The organism is Nocardia kruczakiae NBRC 101016, assembly GCF_001612965.1.
Classification (GTDB): domain Bacteria; phylum Actinomycetota; class Actinomycetes; order Mycobacteriales; family Mycobacteriaceae; genus Nocardia; species Nocardia kruczakiae.
Genome location: NZ_BDBL01000031.1, coordinates 1 through 23,889 on the forward strand (window position 1 = coordinate 1; position 23,889 = coordinate 23,889).

11 protein-coding genes are annotated in these 23,889 nt (G+C 69.6%); 4 read left to right on the top strand and 7 right to left on the bottom strand.

Translation table 11 applies throughout. The features are described 5' to 3' along the window. Positions 1-1,116 (top strand): Dyp-type peroxidase (locus NK1_RS22085; RefSeq protein WP_063011509.1); only part of this gene is annotated, 1,116 nt, incomplete at its 5' end. A gap of 81 nt (positions 1,117-1,197) precedes the next feature. Here the strand turns inward: NK1_RS22085 and NK1_RS22090 are convergent. Then, positions 1,198-1,548, bottom strand: coding sequence for a hypothetical protein (locus tag NK1_RS22090; protein ID WP_063011510.1), 351 nt, complete (start codon positions 1,546-1,548; stop codon positions 1,198-1,200). A 342-nt stretch (positions 1,549-1,890) separates the two neighbouring features. On the opposite strand from NK1_RS22090, the gene NK1_RS22095 reads away from it, so the two are divergent. Then, positions 1,891-2,871 carry a glycosyltransferase family 9 protein gene (locus NK1_RS22095; RefSeq protein ID WP_063011512.1) on the top strand — a complete coding sequence of 327 codons (981 nt, stop codon included), beginning with the start codon at positions 1,891-1,893 and terminating at the stop codon, positions 2,869-2,871. Between the two features lie 80 nt (positions 2,872-2,951). Then, entirely contained in the window at positions 2,952-3,650 is a 699-nt protein-coding gene (locus NK1_RS22100; RefSeq protein WP_063011514.1) for a phosphoribosylanthranilate isomerase, read from the top strand. Here the strand turns inward: NK1_RS22100 and NK1_RS22105 are convergent. From NK1_RS22105 to NK1_RS35815, 3 genes are all read right to left on the bottom strand, one after another. Further along, the gene (locus tag NK1_RS22105; protein WP_063011516.1) at positions 3,589-4,446 is read right to left on the bottom strand and encodes a DMT family transporter; all 858 of its coding nucleotides are present in this window, start codon (positions 4,444-4,446) and stop codon (positions 3,589-3,591) included. The two genes, NK1_RS22100 and NK1_RS22105, sit on opposite strands and share 62 nt — an antisense overlap. A 4-nt stretch (positions 4,447-4,450) precedes the next feature. After that, positions 4,451-5,737, bottom strand: a complete 1,287-nt coding sequence (locus NK1_RS22110) for a prenyltransferase/squalene oxidase repeat-containing protein (protein WP_157104387.1) — start codon at positions 5,735-5,737, stop codon at positions 4,451-4,453. A gap of 1,474 nt (positions 5,738-7,211) precedes the next feature. Continuing rightward, positions 7,212-7,538 (bottom strand): hypothetical protein, encoded by a 327-nt coding sequence (locus tag NK1_RS35815; RefSeq protein WP_245660736.1) that lies wholly within the window; start codon positions 7,536-7,538, stop codon positions 7,212-7,214. A gap of 205 nt (positions 7,539-7,743) precedes the next feature. Between NK1_RS35815 and NK1_RS22120 the strand changes: the two genes are divergently transcribed. Then, the gene (locus NK1_RS22120; protein ID WP_030517018.1) at positions 7,744-8,079 is read left to right on the top strand and encodes an RNA polymerase-binding protein RbpA; all 336 of its coding nucleotides are present in this window, start codon (positions 7,744-7,746) and stop codon (positions 8,077-8,079) included. A gap of 84 nt (positions 8,080-8,163) precedes the next feature. On the opposite strand, the gene NK1_RS22125 is transcribed toward NK1_RS22120, so the two are convergent. From NK1_RS22125 to NK1_RS22135, 3 genes are all read right to left on the bottom strand, one after another. After that, a complete protein-coding gene (locus tag NK1_RS22125) occupies positions 8,164-8,964 on the bottom strand; it encodes an ABC transporter permease (RefSeq protein ID WP_063011647.1) in 801 nt (266 codons plus the stop codon). A 101-nt stretch (positions 8,965-9,065) separates the two neighbouring features. Next, positions 9,066-10,055, bottom strand: coding sequence for an ATP-binding cassette domain-containing protein (locus NK1_RS22130; RefSeq protein ID WP_063011520.1), 990 nt, complete (start codon positions 10,053-10,055; stop codon positions 9,066-9,068). Beyond that, positions 10,052-23,701: a non-ribosomal peptide synthetase gene (locus tag NK1_RS22135; protein WP_084461354.1), complete on the bottom strand. Its 13,650-nt coding sequence runs from the start codon at positions 23,699-23,701 to the stop codon at positions 10,052-10,054. The genes NK1_RS22130 and NK1_RS22135 overlap by 4 nt, the downstream gene beginning before the upstream one ends. Positions 23,702-23,889: the final 188 nt, after the last annotated feature.

Genomic DNA, 23,889 nt, shown 5'->3' on the forward strand with positions numbered 1-23,889 from the left:
ACCCTCGGCGCCGAACGCTGGACGCGCCGGGCCGAGACCGCCGACCCGGGCACCGCGCGCGAACCGTTCTACGGACCCCATCAGGGTGGGATCGCGACCGCGCCGCAGCAGCACGCGGCGTTCGTCGCCTTCGATCTGCGGCCCGGCACGGGGCGGGCCGACCTCGTGGGATTGCTGCGCATCTGGTCCGGGGACGCGGCGCGGCTCGCGGCCGGTGAACCGGCGCTGGCCGATACCGAACCGGAGCTGGCTCGCCGGCCCGCCCGGTTGACCGTGACCGTCGGATTCGGCCCGCGGCTGTTCACCGTGGCAGGGCTCGACTCCGCACGGCCCCAGTGGCTCGCGCAACTGCCCGGCTTCACCATCGATCGGCTCGACTCCGCATTCTGTGAGGGGGATCTGCTGCTGCAGGTCTGCGCGGACGAGGCGACGACGGTGGCGCATGCGGTACGGGCGCTGTCGCGCAGCGTGACCTCCCTGGTGACGGTGCGCTGGACCCAGCGCGGATTCCGCAACGCCGCTGCCGGGCAGACGATGCGCAATCTGATGGGCCAGGTCGACGGCACGGTCAACATCGCCCCCGGGGCCGATTTCGATCGGCTGGTGTGGGACGACGGCGCGACCGTGGCGTGGCTGCGCGGCGGAACCTCGATGGTGTTGCGCCGGATCGCGATGAATCTGGACACCTGGGACGAACTCGACCCCGAGGGTCGGGAACTGACCGTGGGCCGGCGCATCGCGACCGGTGCGCCGCTGACCGGTGCCCGCGAATCCGATGATCCGGATTTCGCGGCCGTGGACGCCCACGGCATCCCGGTCATACCGCCCTCGGCGCATATCGCCCGGGCGCATCACAGCAGCGACGGCGAGCGTTTCCTGCGGCGGGGCTACAACTACGACGATGCCCCCGCACCCGGGACCACCTCGAATTCGGGGTTGTTGTTCGCCGCCTACCAGCGCGATATCGCGGCGCAGTATCTGCCGGTGCAGCGCCGCCTGGCCGAATTCGACGCCCTGAACACCTGGACCACACCCGTCGGGTCCGCGGTGTTCGTGATTCCGCCGGGAATCACCGACGCACAGGGTTACCTCGGCCAGACCCTGCTGGAGGGCTGAACGGGCATCCGATGCGGTTCGGCAGTCGATGCCGAACCGCATCGGATGCCGCGGGTCAGCGCGACCGTCGAACTCCGCGACTCAGTGCCACAACACGGCGACGAACACATTGGCGATGGCCAGCAGTCCGGCGGCGTCGGCCATCCAGGCAATCGTCTTGCCACGCTTGGCATCCGCGTGCGCGACCTCGGCCAGACCGGCCACGGCGACCGCGATGACCAGTTTCACCACGATCTTGGCCATGTCGAGATTCTTGTCGAGGGAATCGATGCCGTCGGCCATGCCGACCAGGATCAGACCCGTGACGATCTGCGCTCGCGCACCCCAGAGCATCACCTGCGACACCGCCGGCCGGCCGGCGGCGTATCCGCCGATCACCGCGGCGAGACCGAGCAGGTGGGCGATGACCACCAGGTTGTAGACCACTGTCATGGCTCACAGCGTAGAGGATCGGCGCAGATTCAACGACACTGCGTAGTAGAAAGGCTCTCGCTCGCCTCCTCCGCATATCCGCACCGCCCCATGCGTTCTCGCGAGATCGCCCTGTCACAGCGCCGGTTTCCTGCGGGTTGTCCGGGCGCTCGGCAGGCCGCCGCGACCCCGGCGGGGTGCCGACCGGTTTGGATGCGGACGTGTGGGGAAATACGCGCGTTTCACGCCGGATCGGCTCGGGTAGTCATCTTCAGGTGGCTCTCTTCGTTCGTGCCGCGGCAACGGTGCGGAATCGAGTGGGTCGGGACTACTGGGTCGCTTGGTGATGGCTAGGAGAAGAGGGTGGCGGTTGTACTCGTGCTGCGCGCACGTGGACTGGGTGATCTGCTCACCGCGGTCCCCGCTCTTCGTGCGCTGCGCCGGGCGAGGCCACGCGATCACATCGTGCTGGCCGCACCGCACCGGCTCAAACCCATCGTCGACCTCATCACCTCGGTGGACGAAATGGTCGCCGCCGCCGACCCGCACACCATGCGCTGGGACGGCGCGCCGCCCGCGCTGGCGGTGAACCTGCAGGGTTCCGGCGCCGAGGGCATCGTCGAATTGGCCCGAACCGAACCCGCCCGGTTGCTCAGCTACCGCAATGCCGCCTTCCCCGATCTCGACGGCCCCGAATGGCAAGCGGATATGCACGACATCGACCGCTGGTGCCATCTCCTGGAATCGGCCGGAATCAGCGCCGATCGCCGCAATCTCGGCCTGGTGCCGCCGGTGGCCACCACCAGCCACCGCGACTGCGTGGTCGTGCACGTGGGCGCCGGGGCACCCGCCCGCCGCTGGCCCGGTGAACGATTCGCCGCGGTGATCCGGCACCTGTTGGTCCAGGGGCGCGAGGTCGTGGTGACCGGCGACGAATTCGAACGCGATCTCGCCCTCGGCATCGCCGCGCGCGCCGGCCTGTCGCACGACCATGTGCTGGCCGGGCAGCAGAATCTCATCGAACTGTCGGCCACCGTCGCCGAAGCCGCGCTGGTGGTGTGCGGCGATACCGGCGTCGCACATCTGGCGACGGCATTCGGCACCCGCACCGTGGCCCTGTTCGGTCCCACCGCGCCCGGCCGCAGCGGACCGCCGCCGCATCTGTCCGGCCGCCACATCGCGCTGTGGGCGGGCAGCACCGGTGACCGCGACGGCGACACCCCCGATCCGGGTCTGTTGCAGATCACCGTTCCGGATGTGGTGGAAGCCGTCGACACCCAGCTGGACCGGCGCCGGTGGGCCGAGGCCGACCGGCGCGGCACCGCATATCGCCGCGTCGGCTGAGTTCCGCCCCGCGGGCGCGGTCAGCGTGGTAATCGCCACGAACCACCGGACTGGACACATTCGGGCAGTATCGTGTGCCGATGATTACCGTCCGAACCAAAATCTGCGGTATCCGTAGCGAGTCCGATCTCCGGGCCGTCGTCGCAGCCGATGCGGACGCGGCCGGATTCATTTCGGGCACGACGCATTTCAGCGAAGACGAACTCGACCCGGAATCCGCCCACCGATTGTCCCGGCTGGTGCCCTCCTCGATGGAACGCGTACTGGTCACCCACCTCACCGACGCCGGCGAGGTCCTGCGCCTCGCCGATCGGATCGGCGTCGACTGCATCCAGTTGCACGGCCTGATCTCACACGACACCGCCCGCGCCGTCCGGCGCCGCGCGGGCGGACGGCGGGTGATCCGCGCGATCCACGTCACCGGACCGGAGGCGATCGACGCCGCCGAGCGGGCGGCGTCCGATTGCGATGGGCTCGTACTGGATTCGCGATCCACCGATCGGCTCGGCGGCACCGGGCGCACCCACGACTGGTCGATCAGCGCACGCATCGTCGAACTGTTCGACGGCCCGGCCTTTCCGGTCATGCTCGCCGGCGGACTCAACCCGCACAATGTCCCTGCGGCCATCCACGCGGTCCGGCCGTCCTGGGTCGATGTCAATTCCGGCGTCGATGACGGCCGGGGCGACAAGGATCCCGCGCACTGCACCGAATTCGTCAGGGCGGCACGCGATGTCGCGGCGCCGATCGCTGCTCTAGCCCGGCCGCGATCAGAATGAGCAGCCCCGCGGCGGCGGTCGCCGCCGTGGGCAGACTGTGGGTGGCCACCGCTCCCACCAGGGTGGCCACCACGGCCTCGTTCAGCCCGATGACGCTGGCCGTGGCCGCGCTCAACTGCTGCAGGGCCTGCCAGTAGAGCGCGAATCCGGGTCCGAGGAGGGTGGCGCCCACCGCGGCCAGCTCGATCGCCTCCCGCCCGGACGGTGGATTCAGCAGCAGCAGCGGACTGCTCGCGATACCGCCGAACAGCAACTGCAACGCCGCCGAGGTGATCGTGTGGTCCGGACCCGAGTGCCGGGCGATCACGCTGACCAGCAGCGCGACACAGGCCGCACTGCCCAGTGCCAGAACGCATCCGGCCACCGCGGCGATCTGCGGGTCGCCGCCCGGATGCCGCCAGGCGACCAGCCCGATCGCCGCCGCGACCAGGAGCAGTTCGAGCAGTACCGGAAGCGTCGGCGCGCGTCGGCCGCGGACCAGTGCGGCGGCGATGATCAGCATCGGCGCGGTCAGGTGCAGGGCGACCACCACCGGCAGCGGGCCGATCCGCAGCGCCGCCACGTACAGGGCCAGATTCGCCGCCTCCAGCCCGCCCAGCCGGAAGTACAGCGCCGGATGGGCGGTCAGCGTCGTCCACGGGTGCTGTCCGCGCAGCCGCGCCGACATCAGCAGCGGCACCGCTCCACCGAGAGCCACCAGGCCCGCGGTGGTGGGAGCGGCCAGCGTCGCCAGCAGGGCGCTGGAGGTACCCCACAGGCAGGTCACCGCGACCATGCGCAGGAGCGGGCCGCCCATCGGCTCAGGCGAGCAGATAGGTGACCACCGGCATGACCAGCGCGGTGAACGCGGCGAATACCGCGCTCGCCACCCGCCGCTTGGGTAGTCGCGGAAAGCGCGTCGCCAGACCGCAATACGTGCCCACCGCGATGAGTACCGTGCCCCACACCACCAGCGCGCGGCTGCCGACCGTGCCGAATACGGTGTCGAAACCGACCGCCAACGCGAACACCGTCGCACCGGCGGCCGCCGCCAGCACCAGCAACGCCTGTCCCGCAGTCGAATTCATCAGCAGGCGATGCCCGCCCAGTGTGGCGATCGCCTGCGGGTCGGTGCGATGGGCGCCGTCGACCCGGCAGATCTCGTCGTACACCTTCGCCGGATTCACCCGCTCGTTGATCGCCGGCCGCACCTGCAGCAGTGCCTCGAGCGCCTGCGTGGTGGCATACGAGGTGACCGGCCCCTCGTCCGAGATGCGGAAACCGCCCCGGTAGATGGCCAGTGCGTCCATCTCCTGCATATCCAGCAGCGCGACGATCGCCGCCCGCACGGCCGGGTCGAAGATGGTGCGGCTGTCGGCGGCGATCACGGCCCCGACCGCCAGGTGCAGGGTCAGATGGCGCCAGGTGTCGACGAGATCGTCGCGGCGGAAGATCTCGGTCTCGATATCCCACTCGCCCCGGCGCAGTCCGGTCAGCAGTCGCTTGACCGCCAGCTCGCACGCGCGTTCGGCGCGTTTGTCACCGATCCGGACGATCTCCGGCCGGGCGAGCACGGCGGCGATGTGGGCCGCCGCGTACATCGGCAACGTCCGCGGCTCCTGATACGTCGACGACACCAGATAGGCGATGCCCCGCGAGATGGCTTGGTGGCGTTCGCCGTCGAAGGCCCCGCCACCGATCAGCGCCTCCACTGCGGCAGCCGTCGCGGTGATCGACACCGGGCCGAGGAAGCCCGACATGCGCCAGCCACCCGTTTCGGAATCCTGCTGGTCCAGCAGATTTCGCACGGCGCCGGCCAGATCGGGGTCGGTTTCCGCGATTCCGAGACAACGCAGGGCGCGGATCCGCCACGCGACGTCGATCGGGGTGCGGAAGTACCATTCGTCGCCGATCGGCCGTTGCACGACCGTTGCCCGCACCAGCATGGCAACTTTTGCGGCACGCGGGATTTCGCACCCGGCCCGATGCAGGATGCAGACCACCTCGGCGGTGTTCTGCGGATTGGGCGGAACATCGGGGATCCAGCCCCATCCCGCACCCCCGTCGAGATGCGGTAACTGGCTGCCGCGCAGCCATTCCACTGCCATCCGGATACGCTCGTCGATGTTCGACACGGCCCTCCGCCCCCTTGATACGAAGCCCCGGAGATTTTCGATGGGGCTGATAACCGCCAAGTTACTCGGATGGTCCGACAAGCCGCGCCGCCGAACAATGCCCGAATTGCCTGGTAGCGAGCATATTTCGGTTCCGTCTCGAGGCGCGACGTCCCGATCGCCGCGGCCTGTGCCGCGAAACACCAAGGCCACGAAAGAGATTCGCGATGGAACAGGGTGGACGTCGGCAGCCGTGGATGCGCCTGTTATCTCCCGGCAGCCGTCTCGTGGCCGTACCGCGTCCGGGCCGACTCGGAATTGCAATCCACGACGCGCCGGTACATCGGCGACGGACCGCCGGCAGGCAAAACCCGTGACAGAGCTCGCCTTCCGCCGCCACCTACCGGTACCGGAGTATGAGAGCCGAACAGTACGCCCGGGGGACGCGCGACGGGCATCGCCGCTCCTACCTTCGCGTCATGACCACGATCACCTCCCCCGCCCGCCGATGGCACCGGCCGCTGTTGTGCACCTCGGCGGCGATGGCGGCGCTCGCACTGTGCTGCCTGTGCGCCATGCCGTTCGACGATCGCCGCATCCTCGGTGAGTCGGTGTGGCTCAAACCCGGCAAGTTCGGAATCGCCTTCTGCCTGTACACGCTGACCCTGGCGTGGCTGCTGTCGGTGCCGCATCGCGGTGCGCGCGTGACCTGGTGGGCGGGAACCGTTTTCGCCGTCACCGGCGTCGTGGACGTGGGTTTCATCGTGGTGCAGGCCGCTCGCGGCACCTTCAGCCACTTCGACACCGAAACCGATGCGGTCAATTCGATCGGCCAGATGGTGTTCGCCTCCGGCGTCCCGGGCCTGTTCCTGGCGAATCTCGTCGTCGCGGTGATCCTGTGCCGCCAGCGCGTCCTCGACCGCCCCACCACCCGGGCCGTGCACGCCGGGCTCGCCATCGCGGTCGCCGGGATGGCGCTCGGATATCTGATGGGCTTCACCGGCGAGCAGACCGTGCGGGACGCGCAGGGCCGTCCGGTGCGGCTGGCGGCCGGACATACGGTGACCGATACCGCCCTGCCCGTGCGCGACGGCGTCGGCGACATGCCGATCACGCATTGGAGCACGATCGGCGGTGATCTGCGGATTCCGCATTTCGCGGGGCTGCACGGCATCCAGTTCCTGCTCGCGGCGGTGGCGATCACGGCCTGGCTCGCGCGCCGGCGGCCCTGGCTCGACGAACGGGTGCGCGCCCGGTTGATCGGCGTGCTGAGCCTCGGCTACGCCGGGCTGGTGGCGCTGCTGTTGTGGCAGGCGCTGCGCGCGGTGCCGTTGATCCACCCCGATCGTGTCGGCGTGCTCGCCTTCCTCGCGCTCGGCGTGGTGACCGCGGGCGCGGCCGCGGCCGTCGTGCGGCACGGTCAGCACAGCCGCGTGCGGCACAATCAGCACAGCCGCGTGCGGCACGATCAGCGCAGCCGTTCGGCGTCCTTGGCCAGTGCGACCAGATTGGCGGTCAATTCGGCCAGCTCCGCGGGGTCGGCCCCCTCGGCGACGGCGGTGGCGACATCCTCGGCGGCGCACCGGGCGGCGAACCAGCGGTCGGCGAGGTCGGCGGCCTCCTGAGCGCTCAGCACCACCGAATCCTCCGGTATACCGGTCCCCTCCAGTCCCTTTCGATGTTCGTAGGCGCGCTGGCGGCAGGATTGCCGGCAATACCGGCGACGACGGCCGATCTCGGTATCGGCGATTTCCCGGCCGCACCACAGGCACGACGACAGCACACGGCGCGACATGACCCGACACCTTAGCCGCCCACCCGCCACCCTCGCCCGGGCCTCGCCGGAACCGGCGGATCACCGCTACCGGCCGGGCCGACAGCGGCGGGGCCCGGCCGAGACCGTAAAATACTGCGGTTGACCGTCGCGGGAACCGATCGGGCCGCCGGCGCGTTGATAGTCAAGTAGAACGTTGCCGACAGGCCAGAGAGGACCGCACACCATGGCAGATCGCGTACTCCGAGGTAGCCGGCTCGGAGCGGTGAGCTACGAGACGGACCGCGACCACGACCTGGCACCACGTCGAGTGGCGCGGTACCGGACCGACAACGGTGAGGAGTTCGACGTCCCGTTCGCCGACGACGCCGAAATCCCGCCGACCTGGCTGTGCCGTAACGGTCAGGAGGGCATCCTGATCGAGGGCACCACCCAGGAACCCAAGAAGGTCAAGCCCCCGCGTACCCATTGGGACATGCTGCTGGAACGCCGTTCCAAGGAGGAGCTCGAGGAACTGCTGCAGGAGCGCCTCGAATTGCTCAAGACCCGGCGCGGCCGGTAATTCGAGCCGACACGAACGTCCCCTCGCACCCAGTGCGAGGGGACGTTCCGTATTCAGGGGCGGACACCGCGGTCGTCGCGGTGATCAGTGGCTGGCGACCTTGCGGTATTGCAGCAGCGCCAGCGGCACCGCGACCACCAGGATGGCCACCGAACAGGCCACCGCGTATTCCACGCAGTGGTCCACCGGCCACCCGTGCGGTGCCGTGAAAGTAGGCGGAGAACTGTTCGCGAACAGTTTCCGGCCGGACGCCGAGACCGCGGTGATCGGATTCCACTCCGCGATCGAACGCAGCGGGCCCGGCAGGGTCTCGGCGGAGATGAAGGCCGAGGAGATGAACGTGACCGGGAACAGCCAGATCAATCCGGCGCTCTGGGCGACCTCGACATTCGGCGCGATCAGCCCGGTCAACGCACCCACCCACGACATCGCGAACGCGAACAGCAGAATGATCGCGAACCCCAGCGCCGCATCGGCCACCGACCCGTTGATCCGCCATCCGACCAGATAACCGCAGGCGACCATGACGGCCAGCGCCACCACGTTGACCATCGTGTCGGACAGGGTGCGCCCCATCAGCACCGCCATCCGCGACATCGGAAGCGTGCGCATCCGGTCGATGATGCCCTTCTGCAGGTCGTTGGCCAGGCCCACGGTGGTGAACGCGGCGTTGAAGGCGACCGTCTGGGTGAAGATGCCGGCCAGCAGGAATTCGCGGTACTGACCGCCGCCCAGCGACGCCCCGAAGATGTAGGCGAACAGGAACACGAACATCAACGGCTGGACCGTCGCGGTGACCAGCAGCGTCGGCACGCGCAGGATGGTGAGCAGATTGCGGTAGGCGATGATCGCGCTGTCGCGGAAGACCCGGACCGGCGCCGCGATCGTATGGACGTCCTTGTCGATGTCGGGCCGCGTCACCGCCGCGTCTGTCTGTGTGGGCTCTGCCGCCGTCTCCGATTCGGCGACCGCCGCTTCGACGGTACTCACGACATGATCTCCTCTGCTACGTCTTCGTTTTCGGATTCTTCGATCGGCTCCGCGGGCGTACCGGTCAGCGACAGGAACACATCGTCGAGACTCGGCCGGGTCACCTCCGCGTCCACCACGCACACCCCCGCATCATCGAGCCGGCGCAGCGCCTCGACCATGGTGCGGGTGCCGTCGCCGACCACGATCGAGACGTGATCGGCGCCCGGTTCGTGGATCGGCTCGCCGAGACCGACCTCGCTCAGCACGGACTTCGCCGGACCCGGGTCCTGCCCCTCGGCGAGGGTGACGGTGAGGCGGTCGCCGCCGATCGAGGTCTTCAGTTCGTCGGCGGAGCCGCGCGCGATCACCTTGCCCTTGTCGATCACGGTGATCCGGTCGGCCAGCTGATCGGCCTCCTCCAGATACTGGGTGGTCAGCAGCACGGTGGTGCCGTCGTCGACCAGATCGCCGATGACCTTCCACATGTCGAGCCGCCCGCGCGGGTCCAGACCGGTGGTCGGCTCGTCGAGCACCACCACCGTGGGCCGCGCCACCAGCGCACCAGCGAGGTCCAGGCGGCGGGCCATACCGCCGGAGTAGGTGCCTGCGCGCCGCCCGGCCGCATGTTCCAGTCCCAGCGCCGAGAGCAGTTCGGTCGCGCGCTCGGCGGACTTCTTGTGGTCCATCCCGTACAGCCGGGCCACCATCCGCAGGTTCTCGAAGCCGGACAGGTTCTCGTCGACCGCGGCGTATTGCCCCGACAGCCCGATCCGGGTGCGCACCCGCGCCGGATGATGCACCACGTCGACTCCGGCGACCCGGACGTTGCCGGAGGTCGGTTTCAACAGGGTGGTGACGATCCGGACCGTCGTCGTCTTCCCGGCGCCGTTGGGACCCAGCAGACCCATCACGGTCCCCGAGGGGATCTCCAGATCGATGCCGTCGAGTACCCGGGCCTTGCCGTAGGTCTTGACCAGATCGGTGACTTCCACTGCCAAACTCACAGCGTCTCCTCCGTGTCGCCGCCGGCGGCGGCCTCGAGTTGTTGCCGCAGCACCGGGCCGATGACGGCCAGCGCTTCCGGCGTCGTCATGCCGGAATGCCGGCAGCGCAGCTTGCGGTCATCGATCACACCCGTCACGAACGGTTCCCACGCCGCGGCGCAGCGCTGCGGGTCGGCGAGGTTGATCTCGTCGTCGGCGGCGGTGAAGAACAGCAGATCACCGTCGAAGACCCGCGGCCGGAATCCGTTCGCCTGCACCGTGCCGTTGGCGTATCCGGTGTAGAGCCGCTGCAGATGGTCCATGGTCAGCGCCGCGAACGGGCCGCGCCGGTTGCGCAGCAGTTCGGCCGCCTCGTCCAGGGTCAGGCCCGGATCCACGCCGTGGTCACCACCGAGCAGATCGCTGCCGAATTCGCCGATGATGTCGGCCACGCCCGGCATCGCCCGGTCGAGCCAGCGATCGCCGAGCTGGTAGCTGTCCATCATCGCCAGCAGCGCCACCTGCTGGCCCGCCTCCTGCAGCTGGACCGCGATCTCGTGCGCGATCAGACCACCCAGCGACCAGCCGAGCAGATGGTACGGGCCCTCCGGCTGCACCGAACGCATATGCGTGACATAGTCTTTCGCGGCCGCCCGGATGGATTCGTGCTCGGGCTCGCCGGTGATGTGCGGGGCCTGCAACCCGTAGACCGGGCGGTCGCCGGGCAGATGCGCCAGCAGGCCGGCGTAGCACCACGACAGTCCGATCGCCGGATGCACGCAGAACAGCGGCTCCAGTGTGGCCTCGCCTGTGGGCCGGATCGGCAGCAGCGGCTGCATCGCGACCGCCAGCACATCCTCACCGGAGGCCGCCAGCTGCCGCGCGATACCGGCCGGGGTGGATTCGGCGAACATCAGCTGCACCGGCATCTCGATCCCGGCCGAGCGCAGGTGCGCCACCACCTTCGTCGCCAGCAGCGAGTTGCCGCCGAGGTCGAAGAACCCATCGTCGGCGCCGACCTTCTCGACCCCCAGCACCTCGGCGAAGGCGGCGCAGACGGCCGTCTCCAGCGGCCCCGACGGCGCGCGGTAGCCGTGCTCGGCCGCGAAGACCGGTTCGGGCAGTGCCTTGCGATCCAGCTTGCCGACCGGGCTCAGCGGCACCGACTCCAGCAACATGATCGATTGCGGCACCATATAACTCGGCACCAGACCGGCCACGTGGGTGCGCAACTGCGCCGCCGTCGGATTCGTGCCGGGACGCGGCTTCACATACGACACCAGCGCGGTGGCGCCCGCGGCGGTCCGGTGACCGATCGTGGTGGCCCATTCGACCTGATCGTGGCGGTGCAGCGCGGCGTCGATCTCGCCCAGTTCGATCCGGAAACCGCGAATCTTGACCTGATGGTCGGTGCGGCCCACGTACTCGACCTCGGCGCGGCCACCGCGCTGCACCCAGCGCACCAGATCGCCGGTGCGGTACATGCGTTCACCGGGCTTGCCGAACGGGTTGGCCACGAACCGCTGAGCGCTGAGCCCGGTGCGGTCGTGGTAACCACGCGCCAGCGCCGGACCCGACAGATACAGCTCGCCGACCACGCCGGCCGGGGTCGGATGCAGCCGCGCATCCAGCACCACCGCGTGTACGCCGCGGATCGGTTCGCCGATGGTGATCGGCGCACCCGGTGCGATCGGCGGAGCCATCAGGGTGACGATGGTCGTCTCGGTCGGTCCGTACACGTTGTGCAGGTTCCGGCCCGGCGCCCATCGCGCCACCAGCTCCGGCGGCAGCGCTTCGCCGCCGACGAGCACGTGCCGGAACGAGTCGAGACCGGCCGGATCCACCGTGCCGAGCGCGGCGGTGGTGATGAACGCGTGGGTGATGTCCTCCTCGGCCAGCAACCGCGCCAGATCCGGGCCGCCGTACACCCCGGTCGGGGCGATGACCAGCGTCGCCGCCCCGCCCAGGGCGAACAGCAGATCCAGCATGGCCGCGTCGAAGCTCGGGGTGGCGAAGTGCAGCACCCGGCTGTCGGGTCGCACGTCGAACCGTTCGGCGGTTTCGGCGGCGAAGTTCGACAGACCGCCGTGGGTGACCACCACACCCTTCGGTGTGCCGGTCGAACCGGAGGTGTAGATGACGTAGGCCGGGTTCTCGACGCGCAGCCGGCCCCACCGTTCCTGCGGCGCGATCGGCGCATCGGAGGCACGCAACACACGCTCCTGCAGGGCCGGTGCGTCCAGGACGGCCCATTCGGCGCCCGCGGGCATCCGATCGCGGTGGGCGGCGAGCGTAATGCCCAGGGTGGCACCGGAATCGGTGAGCATGTGGGCGATGCGGTGTTCGGGGTAGTTCGGGTCGACCGGCACGAACGCCGCACCCGACTTGGCCACCGCCAGCGTCACCGCCACCGATTCCATCGACCGCGGAATACCCAGGGCCACCAACGTTTCCGGTCCGGCACCGAGCGAGATCAGCACCCGGGCCAGCCGGTTGGTCCAGCGGTCCAGCGCACCGTAGCTGATCTCGGCGTCTTCGGTGCGCAGGGCGATCGCCCGTGGATCGACGGCCACCGCGGCGGCGAAGACCTCGGGCAGCGTGCCCGGCCGGCCGGCGAGCGCACCCCGCACCGGTGCCAGCGTCGACCATTCGGTGGGGTCGAGCAGTTCCAGATCGCCTACCGGCAGTTCGGGATTCGCGGCCGCGGCCCGCAGCAGACGGGCGAAACGCGCGCCGAGGCGGGCGGCACTGGTGTCGTCGAACAGGTCGCGGGCGAAATTCACCGAGACCGTGATACCGGCCGGTTCCCGCTGCTCGGTCCACGATTCGGTGAGGGTGAACTGCAGATCGAATTTCGCGATCCCCGGATCGGCGTCGCACGCCTCGATCGTCAGCTCCGGCAGTTCCAGGCTGCGTATCGGCTGGTTACGCACCGAGAGCATGACCTGGAACATCGGGTGATGCGCCTGCGAGCGCGCCGGATTGAGCACCTCGACCAGCCGCTCGAACGGCACGTCCGCATGTGCGAAGGCCTCGAGGTCGGTGTCGCGGACGGCGCGCAGCAGGTCGGCGAAGGTCTGCCCGCCGCTCACCGGCGTGCGCAGGACCAGGGTGCCGACGAACATGCCGACCATCGGGTCGAGTGCCTGCTGTCCGCGTCCGGCGATCGGCGTGCCGACGGTGATGTCGTGCTCGGTGCTGATCCGGTGCAGCAGCGAAGCCAGCGCGGCGTGCAGGACCATGAACATGGTGACGCCGTGGCGGGCGGCGACGACCTGCAGTTCGCGGTGGGTGTCGGCGTCGAGGACGCAGTCCACCGTGCCGCCGCGGTAGCTCGGCGTCGCCGGACGGCGCCGGTCGGTGGGCAGCGGCAGCAGTTCGGGGATACCGTCCAGCGCCTCACGCCAGTAGTCGAGCTGGCGGCTGATCGGCGATTCCGGATCGTCCTCCGCGCCCAGCGTGTCCTGCAGCCACAGCGTGTAATCGGCGTACTGGACGGGAAGTTCGGTCCATTGCGGCGCCGACCCGGCCGCATACGACCGGTAGGCCTCCGCGATATCGGCGGCCAGCGGTTCCAGCGACCAGCCGTCCATGGCGATGTGGTGGACGACCAGCACCAGGACGTGATCGTCGGCGGCGATGCGCAGCAGCTGCGCGCGCAGCGGTGCGGTCGACGCGAGATCGAATCCGGCAGCCGCGAAAGTGCGTACGGTGCCGGTGATTTCGCCCTCGTCGACGTCGACGACCGGCAGCGCCACCGCAGCCTCGCCGGGTGCGACCACCCGCTGGTACGGCTCGCCCTCGACTTCCGGGAACACCGTGCGCAGTGTTTCGTGCCGCCGCTGCACCGCGTGCAGCGCCGCGCGCAGCGCCGCCACGTCCAGCGCACCACGCATCCGCAGGGCGACCGGCACGTTGTAGACGCCGGACAGATCCTCGGCCGAGGAGGCGTTGAAGCGGTTGAGGAACCACAGTCGCCGCTGCGCCGCCGAGAGCGGTACCCGGGCCGGGCGCTCACGCCGGGTCAGGGCGGGGCCGTCGTCGCCCTCGCCCGTGCCGCCGTCGAGGAGGGCGGCGAGTTCGGCCACGGTCGGGGCGCCGAAGACCGAACGCACCTGCACTCGCACCCCGGTGGCGTCGCTCAGCCGGGCCACCAATTGCGTTGCCAGCAGCGAGTTTCCGCCGATTTCGAAGAAATTGTCGTCCGCGCCGACGGATTCGGCGCCGATCAGATCGGCCATCACCCGCGCGACCAGGCGTTCGGTGTCGGTGCCCGGTTCCCGCGCCGCGGTGGTGATCTGCTGCGGTTCCGGCAGCGCGTCACGGTCGAGTTTGCCGGTCGGGGTCAGCGGAATCCGGTGCAGCACGGTCACACTGCCTGGCACCATATGCGCCGGTAGGTGCGCGGCCACATGGGTTCGCAGCGCCTCCACGTCGATGTCGGCGCCGGGCTCGGCGGGCTGGACGTAGGACACGATCCGCGGGGTGCCGGCGATCTCGCGCACCTCGGTGTGGGCGAAACGCAGCGCCGGATGCGCGGCCAGCACCTCGGTGATCTCGCCGAGTTCGATGCGGAAACCGCGCAGTTTCACCTGATGGTCGCTGCGGCCGAGGTAGACGATCTCGCCGTCGGCGCGCCAGCGCACCACATCGCCGGTGCGATACATCCGCGCGCCGTCGGGCCCGTACGGGTCGGCGACGAATCGCGCCGCGCTGAGACCCGGCCGGTCGAAGTAGCCGCGCGCGACGGACTGGCCGCCGAGATACAACTCGCCGGGCACGCCGACCGGGACGGGCCGCAGCCGCTCGTCGAGCACCACCGCATGCACTCCGCGGACCAGCGAGCCGATGGTCACCTGGTCACCGACCGCGATCGGTCCGGCGATCGTGACCACGATGGTCGTCTCGGTCGGGCCGTAGCCGTTGAACAGCATCCGGCCCGGCGCCCACCGCCCGATCAGATCGGCACCGAGCGCCTCGCCGCCGACCATGATCGCGCGCAGGTGCGGCAGCGGCCAGCGCCGATGGTCGATGGTGGCCAGCGCGGCCGGGGTCATGAAGGTGTGGCTGATGCATTCGCGATCCATCAGCGCGGCCAGCTCGTCGCCGCCGTAGATATCGGGCGGGCAGATCACCATGGTGGCGCCCGCGCCGATCGCCAGCAGCAGATCCAGCACGGCCGCATCGAAACTCGGGCTCGCGAAGTGCAGGGTGCGGGCGTCGCGGTCGACGCGCATCCGGTCGCGGATCTCGTCGGCGAAATTGGACAGCCCCGCGTGCGTGACGGCCACGCCCTTGGGCTTTCCGGTCGAACCGGAGGTGTAGATCAGGTAGGCCAGGTCGGTCGTCCGCACCGTGCGCCGCCGTTCGGCGTCGGTGATCGTGCGCTCGTCCTGCGCGTCCAGCTCGGCGCGCAGTGCCGCGTCGTCGAGCAGCAGCCACTCGGTGCCCGGCGCCGAGCCGTTGCCCTCGGTGGCGCCGCGCAGCCGGTCCCTGTGGGCGGTAACGGAAATGCCCAGTGCACAACCGGAGTCGGTGAGCATATGCCGGACGCGGTCGGCCGGATAGTTCGGATCGACGGGCACGAACGCCGCACCGGCTTTGGTGACGGCCAGGGCGGCGGCCACCGATTCGATCGAGCGGGTCAGCCCGACGGCCACCCGGTCGCCACTGCCGACGCCGCGGGCGATCAGGGCGCGGGCGATCCGATTCGAGCAGCGTTCCAGCTCGGCGTAGCTGAGTTCGTCGTCGCCGCTGCGGATCGCGGTCCGGTGTGGATGCAGGTGCGCGGTGGCGGTGAAGTAGTTCGCCAGGCTGCACTGCGGGGTGGCGGCCGGGCCGCGGCGCGGGGTGAAGTGCGTGCGTTCGATTTCGGTGCGCGCATCGATATCCCGAACCCTGACGTGGGCGTCGGCGCTCACCGCCTCCAGCACCAGCAGCAGCCGCTCGGCCAGCGTGCACACCGTGTCCTCGTCGAAAAGCTCTGCTGCGTAGATCATTTCGAGGTCACCGGTACCGGCGGGCGCCCGCAGTTCGAGATCGAACTTGGCCACCGCGATGTCGAGTTCCTCGGCCCGCAACCGCAGCCCCGGCAGTTCGAGGGCCGGCGGTGTGGTGTCCTGCACGGTGAGCGCGACCTGCAGCAACGGCCGCAGTCCGCCGTTGCCGCGGCCGAGTTCCTCGACGATGCGCTCGAACGGCAGTTCCGCATGCGACATGGCGGAGAGTTCACCGTCGCGGTCGGCGCGCAGCTGATCGGCGAAGGCCTGGTCGGGATCGACGTCCGAGCGCAGCATCAGGGTGTTGACGAACATGCCGACCAGATTGTCGAGGCGGGTGTCGGCGCGCCCTGCCACCGGCGTGCCGATGACGATGTCGCGGCCGCCGGTGACGCTGCGCAGCACCACCGCCAGCGCCGAGCGCAGCACCATGAACATGCTCACCCCCTGCGCGCGGGCCAGCTCGTCGAGCCGCTCGCGCAGGTTTTCCGGCATCCGGATCCGGACGGTGCCCGCACGGTTGGTCGGCTCCTCCGGACGCGGCCGGTCGTAGGGCAGCGGCAGCTCCTCCGGCAGACCGGCGAGGGTTTCGCGCCAGAATCCCAGCTGCACGGCCGCGGCGCTGGCCGGATCGGATTCGTCGCCGAGGCATTCGCGTTGCCACAGACTGAAATCGGCGTACTGCACCGGCAACGGCGCCCACGCCGGCGCCGTACCGTCGCGACGCGCGGTGTAGGCGACCATCAGATCGGTGGTCAGCGGTCCCAGCGACCAGCCGTCCGCGGCGATGTGGTGCACCACGATGCCCAGCTGGTAGGTACGGATTCCGGTGCGCAGCACCGTCATTCGCAACGGGATCTCCCGGGTGAGGTCGAATCCGCGCCGGGCCAGGTCGCGCAGCGCCAGCTGAGCACCGCGCTCGTCGGTCACCACGGGTTCCAGCACCGGCAGGCAACGGTCGGAGTCGAGAACCAGCTGATACGGACCGGCCTGATCCTCGGGGAAGATCGTGCGCAGCACCTCGTGCCGGTCGATCAGATCGGCCAATGCGGCGCGCAGCGCGGGCAGATCCGGGTCGCCGTCGATACGCAATGCGAAAGCGATGTTGTAGGCGCTGGATTCGGGTGCGTAGCGGTTCAGGAACCACATGCGCTGCTGCGGCAGCGACAGCGGAATCCGGGCGGGACGCGGATCGTACTGCGTCAGCGCCACCCGGTTCGTTCGCGGCGCGTGTTCCAGATGGGCCGCGACCCCGGCCACCGTGGGCGTTTCGAAGACCGCCCGGACCGGCAGTTCGACACCGAATTCCGCGTGCAGCGCGGCGGTGAGCCGCGTCGCGAGCAGCGAGTTGCCGCCGGCGTCGAAGAAGCTGTCCTCGGCGCCCGGTACGGCGTGTCCGAGCACCGTCGCGAAGACCTGCGCGACCCGCTTCTCGAGCTCCGATTCCGGCGCCCGGGTCGGCCCGGCGGAGGTGAAGACCGGCGCGGGCAGCGCCTTGCGGTCGACCTTGCCGGCCGGCGTCACCGGTACCCGGTCCAGCACTGTGATCGCGGCGGGCACCATATAGGCCGGCAGGTGGCGGCGCGCGGTCTCGCGCACCTCGGCCGGGTCGATATCGGCGCCGGTGTCGGCGGCCAGGTAGGAGGCCAGCCGGGCGGCACCGTGCTCACCGGTGTGCACGACGGTCATCGCGAATCGCACACCCGGATGCGCGCGCAGCACATGGTCGATCTCGCGCAGCTCGATGCGGAAACCGCGAATCTTCACCTGGTCGTCGGCGCGCCCGAGGAAACGCAGCACACCGTTCCCGTCGGTCATCACGAGATCGCCGGTGCGGTACATGCGCTCGCCGCGGCGACCGTGCGGATTCGCCGGGAACCGGGTCGAGGTCAGGCCGTGGCGGCCCAGGTAGCCGCGGGCCAGGCCGGGGCCGGAGATGTACAACTCCCCCGCGACGCCCGGCGGCACCGGATGCAGCCGGTGATCCAGGATGAACAGCCGCATCCCGCGCACCGGCTTGCCGATCGGGACGGGGCGGCCCGCGACCATCGGATCGCTGGCGGTCGCGGCGACGGTCGCCTCGGACGGCCCGTACATGTTGTGCATGCGACGTCCGGCGGTCCAGGTGCGGACCAGATCCTCGGGGCACGCGTCACCGCCGACGATGACGGCCTCGAGATCATCGAGGCCGTCCGGCGATACGGTCGCCAGCGCGGCCGGGGTGATGAACGCGTGGGTGATCCGCTCGTCGCGCAGCAGCCGCGCGAGTTCGGCGCCGCCGTAGAGTCCCGCCGGTGCGACCACGATGGTGGCGCCCGCGGCGAAGCCCAGCAGCAGTTCGAGCACCGAGGCGTCGAACGAAGGCGAGGAGAAGTGCAGCGTGCGCGCCATATCGTTGACTTTGAACAGATGCATCTGCTCGTGCGCCAGCGAGGCGATACCGCCGTGGGTGACCACCACCGCCTTGGGTTTGCCCGTCGAACCGGAGGTGTAGATCAGGTACGCCGGATGCGAAATGCGCAGCGGCAGAAGACGATCCCGGTCGGTGACCGGCGCGGACGAGACCCGCGCCAGGGCATGGGTGAGGACGGGGGAATCCAGCAGCAGCCAGTCGGCGCCCTGTTTGCGGTGCCGGCCGCGGTGCATCGGCCGTTCCGGCATGGCGGCGTGACTGCGGGCGTCGGTCAGGCCGAGCATCGCACCGGAATCGCTGAGCATGTGCTCGATGCGTTCGGCGGGATAGCCGGGGTCGACCGGCACATAGGCCGCGCCGGTCTTGGCGACCGCCCAGATCGCGGTGATCGAGGCCAGACTGCGCGGCAGCGCGATCGCGACCACCACCTCGGGTCCGGCGCCGTGTTCGATCAGCACCCGGGCCAGCCGGTTGGAGGCTTCGTCGATCTCCTTATAGGTGGTGTCGCGGCCCAGGTATCGGACCGCGACCAGATCCGGGACGCGCTCGGCGGTCTCGTGCAGCAGCCGCGCCAGGCTCAGCGGCGGGACGCCCGGAGCGCCGGCGATCGGCACCAGATTGCCGATTTCGCGGGCGTCGAGAATCGGCAGATCACCGACCGCGGTCTCCGGCGCGACGACCGCGGCGTCGAGCAGCCGGACGAAACGCCGGGCCACGGCCTGCACCGTGGCGTGGTCGAAAACGTCGGCGGCGTAACCGAATTCGGCGCTCAGCGGGCCGTCCTCGGCGTCGGCGGCGTCGCTGTCGTGGACGATCAGTTGCAGATCGAATTTCGCGACGCCGACGTCCATCGGCAGCACCCGGGCACTGAGACCGGGCAGGTCGACCCGCAGTTCGGGCGAGTTCTCGTAGGACAGCATCACCTGGAACAGCGGGTGCCGACCGGCGTCACGGGACGGGTTGACGACCTCGACCAGCCGCTCGAACGGCACATCGGCATTGGCGAAGGCATCGAGGTCGGTTTCGCGGACGCGATCGAGCATGCGGTCGAATCCGGTGGCGGGGTCGACCTCGGTGCGCAGCACCAGGGTGTTGACGAACATGCCGACCAGATCGTCGAGCGCCGGATCGGAGCGCCCGGCGATCGGGGTACCGATGGCGATATCGGTGGTGTTGCACAGACGCGAGAGCAGGCTCGCCAGGGCCGCGTGCATGATCATGAACGTGCTGACGCCGCGTTCGGCGGCCACCTCGGCCACCGCGCGCCGGGTTTCGGCCGGAATCGTGAATTCGACTCGGCCACCGGCGGTGTCGCGCTGGCGCGGGCGCGGGCGATCCAGCGGCAGGTCCAGCTGATCGGGCAGTTCGGCCAGGGCGGTGCGCCAGTAGGCCAGCTGCCGCGCCAGCGCACTGGTGGGGTCGGTTTCGTCGCCCAGCAGTTCGCGCTGCCACAACGCGAAGTCGGCGTACTGCACCGGCAGCGGCGCCCAGTGCGGGGCCTGTCCGGTGGTGCGAGCGGCGACCGCACCCATCAGATCGCGAGCCAGCGGTGCCACCGACCAGCCGTCACCGCAGATGTGATGCAGGACGACGAGGAAGACGTGTTCGTCGGGCCCGGTGGCGTACAGCGCCACCCGGATCGGCGCCTGGCTGCGCAGATCGAAGCCGTATCCGGCGTATTCGGTGGCCAGCGCCAGCGCGTCGGCACCGGTGGCGTCGATCGGCTCGAGGTTCAGCGGGATCTCTTCGGCCGGGTGGATCACCTGCACCGGGCCGGTCGGCGAATCGGGGAAGGTGGTACGCAGGCTCTCGTGGCGTTCGAGCACGTCGAACAGTGCGGCGCGCAGTACCTCGACCTCGAGCGATCCGGTCAGCTCGACCGCGAGCGGCATGTTGTAGGCGCCGGCGTGTTCGGCGAAACGATTGAGAATCCACAGCCGCTGCTGGGCGAGCGAGAGCGGAATGCGTTGCGGCCGTGGGCCTGCCACCAGTTTCGGGGAGGACCGGTCGACGCCGTGCGCGCCGATCTGCTCGGCGAGCTTGGCCACCGTCGGTGATTCGAACAGATCCCGGATGGTCAGCCCGGAGCCGAAGGCGGCGTTGATCCGCGCCACGGCGCGTGCGGCCGACAGGGAGTTGCCGCCGAGGTCGAAGAAGTTGTCCTCGACGCCGAGGCTCTCGCAGCCGAGTACCTCGGTGACGAGGGCGGCCAGCTGACGTTCGGTGGCCGTGCGCGGCTCGACGATGCTGTCGCCGCCGCGACGCGCGGGCGCCTCCGGTGCGGGCAGCGCCTTACGATCGATTTTTCCGTTGGCGCTCAACGGCAATTCGTCGAGCACGACGACCACGGTGGGCACCATGTATCCGGGCAGCACGCCGCGCAGGTCGGCGATCAGCGCGGCGGTGTCGACGGTGCGACCCGTCGCGGCGACCACATAGCCCACCAGTTCGTCACCGGCCGCGGTGGTGTGGGCGACGCAGACCGCGCGGGCGATCCGCTCGTCGGCCAGCAGCGCCGCCTCGACCTCACCGAGTTCGATGCGCTGGCCGCGGATCTTGACCTGAAAGTCGCTGCGTCCCAAGTATTCCAGGACCGCGGGCAGCCGGTCGGCGCCCGTCGCCGGCGGAATCGGATCCATCCGCCAGCGCACCAGGTCGCCGGTGCGGTACATGCGCTCGCCGGGTGTGAACGGATTGGCGACGAAGCGGTCCGCGGTCAGACCCGGGCGGCCCAGATAGCCGCGGGCCAGCTGCACGCCGGCCAGATACAGTTCGCCGATCACGCCGGGTGCGACCGGCCGTAACGTCTCGTCGAGGACGTAAACCTGGGTGTTCCAGACCGGCGCGCCGATCGGGATGACGTCGTTTTCCGGCGCGCACGCCCAGTAGGTGACGTCGACGGCCGCCTCGGTGGGGCCGTACAGGTTGTGCAGCTGCGCCCCACCGTCCGATGACGGGGATCCGGCCCGCCGCGCGCCGGGAACGACGGCGTGGAAATCGCGCACGGTCGCCGCGGGCAGCGCCTCACCGCTGCAGAACACCCGGCGCAGTCCGTCGCAGCCGCGCACATCGGTGTCGGTGACGAACACCGACAGCATCGACGGCACGAAATGAGCTGTGGTCACGCCCTTTTCGGCGATGATGCGCGCGAGATAGGCCGGATCGCGGTGGCCGTCCGGTGCGGCGATCACCAGCCGCGCGCCGATCTGCAACGGCCAGAAGAACTCCCACACCGACACGTCGAAGGTCGCGGGAGTCTTCTGCAGGACGGTGTCGCTGTCGTCGAGCGGATAGCGGTGCTGCATCCACGCCAGGCGGTTCACGATGGCGGCGTGGGTGATGCCGACGCCCTTGGGTTTACCGGTCGAGCCGGAGGTGAAGATCACGTACGCCAGGTGGTCGCGGCGCAGCGGTGCGCGCCGGTCGGCGTCGGTGATCGGTGGCTCGGCGCCGGAATCGGCCGGGTCGAGCTGTTGGACGTCGATCACCGCGACATCGCCGGGGAGGTCGACCTCGTCCCGGGCCACGGTCAGCACGCACAGCGGCGCGGCCTGTTCGAGGATGTGCGCGGTGCGCTCGCCCGGATGATCGGGATCGATCGGCAGATAGGCCGCCCCCGCGCGCACGATCGCGTACATGCCGACCACCAGGTCGAGACTGCGCCGCATGGCCAGACCCACGACCGTGTCGGGTCCGGCGCCGCGCGCGATCAGCATGCGCGCCAGCCGATCCGCGCGCTGTCGTAGCTGTTCGTAAGTCAGTGTGTCGCCGTCGAATTCGAGTGCGATCGCATCCGGTGTGGCTCGCGCCTGCGCTCCGAACCGATCGGCGAGGGTGCCCGGCTGCTCCGGCACGGCGGTCGCGTTCCACTGCCGCAGCACCTCGTCGCGTTCGGCGTCGGTGATCACCGGCACCGCCGCGATCGGCTCGGCCGGATCGGCGGTGAGGAAACGGTTCAGGTAGGCGAGGAACCGCTCGTGGTGACGTGCCAGCTCCGCCTCGCCGTAGAGCTGCGGATTGGCCTCGAAATCGACGTGGATGCGCCCGCCCTCGCCGTTGTAGAGGTTGATCGACAGATCCTCGACCGGGCCGGTGGACAGCACGTTGAGCGAGCCGACGAAGCTGCCGAAGTTCAGTTCGCTGTGGAACAGCATGATGTTGACCATCGGCCCGAAGAAGCCGCGGGCATCGCGCGAGTAACCGCAGTCGCGTCTGATGTCGTCGTGGCGGTAGCGCTGGTGCCGCAGGGCGCCGGTGATCTGCAGTTCGGTCGCCTTGACGACCTCGGCGACCGTGGTGTCGGCGTCGAATCGCACCCGGATCGGCACCACGTTGGACACCACGCCCGCGGAACGGCGCAGCGCGACCGTGGTCCGCGCCGACATCGGCAGGCTCAGCACCACATCGGAGGTGCCGGTCGCCGCGCGCACGTACCCCGCCAGCGCCGCGACCACCAGCGCCGAATTCTGCGAATCGAATGTGGCGGCGGCAGTGGTGAGTTCGGTCTCGGTATCGGCGTCGAGCACGGCCGCCGCGATGCGCCGGCCCGGATCCGGCATGGACGAGGCGATCCCCGACGACGACAGCGTCTGCGGCTCACCGACCCCCACGAGCTGCTCACGCCAATACTCCTGATCGGCGCGATAGCGGCTCGACTCCCGATACCGCGACTCCCCCGCGTAGATCTCCGCCAGCGGGGTGGCCCGCGAGACCGAGGGCTCGGTGTGGTTCTCCAGCGCGGTATAGATCTCGGCGGTGCGGGTGAGCGCGTTCATGGCGCCGTAGCCGTCGATGACGATGTGGTGGGCGCGGCAGTACCAGATGTAGTCCTGGTCACCGACGCGCAGAACGACATTGATGGTCAGTGGCTCGTGTTCGATATCGATCGGGCTGCTGGCGTGCTCGTTCATCCACCGCAGCGCCGCCGCGCGCGGGTCTGGCTCCTTGCGCAGATCGATCCGAGCCCAGCCGGGCCGATGCGCCGCATCCACCACCTGCTGCGGCACACCGTCGATCTCCACGACGCGCAACTGACCCACCTGGGATTCCGCGCCGAACCGCTCGATCGAGTAGAGCAGCCGGCCCACGTCGAGATCACCGTGAATTTCCACGTACTGCGCGATGGTCAGTGGCACATCGGGTCGAATCCGCTGCGCGTACCACAGGGCGGTTTGCGCCGGTGACAGAGCGAAGGGTTGTGCTGAAAATTCGCCGGAAGCACATTGGTCGACACGATCGGTGGCCAATGAACTCATCAATCACTCCGTTCTGCCGCTGTATACGCAACTCCCCGATCCCCATCCGTGGGCGGAAAAGCGCGCGCCAGCGGGAGGACGTGATCCACGCCCTATGATTCGGAGCGCCGTTGCGGCCGGACTGGTAACGATGTCGTGATCTTCGGCCTCGGACGCCACAGGCAGATACAGCAATTGATTGGCTATTT

Coding starts and splice junctions, on each gene's coding strand:
- NK1_RS22120 (WP_030517018.1), top strand. CDS start 7,744: ATGGCAGATCGCGTACTCCGAGGTAGCCGGCTCGGAGCGGTGAGCTAC.
- NK1_RS22105 (WP_063011516.1), bottom strand. CDS start 4,446: ATGGGCGGCCCGCTCCTGCGCATGGTCGCGGTGACCTGCCTGTGGGGT.
- NK1_RS22110 (WP_157104387.1), bottom strand. CDS start 5,737: ATGGCAGTGGAATGGCTGCGCGGCAGCCAGTTACCGCATCTCGACGGG.
- NK1_RS22090 (WP_063011510.1), bottom strand. CDS start 1,548: ATGACAGTGGTCTACAACCTGGTGGTCATCGCCCACCTGCTCGGTCTC.
- NK1_RS22135 (WP_084461354.1), bottom strand. CDS start 23,701: ATGAGTTCATTGGCCACCGATCGTGTCGACCAATGTGCTTCCGGCGAA.
- NK1_RS22100 (WP_063011514.1), top strand. CDS start 2,952: ATGATTACCGTCCGAACCAAAATCTGCGGTATCCGTAGCGAGTCCGAT.
- NK1_RS35815 (WP_245660736.1), bottom strand. CDS start 7,538: ATGTCGCGCCGTGTGCTGTCGTCGTGCCTGTGGTGCGGCCGGGAAATC.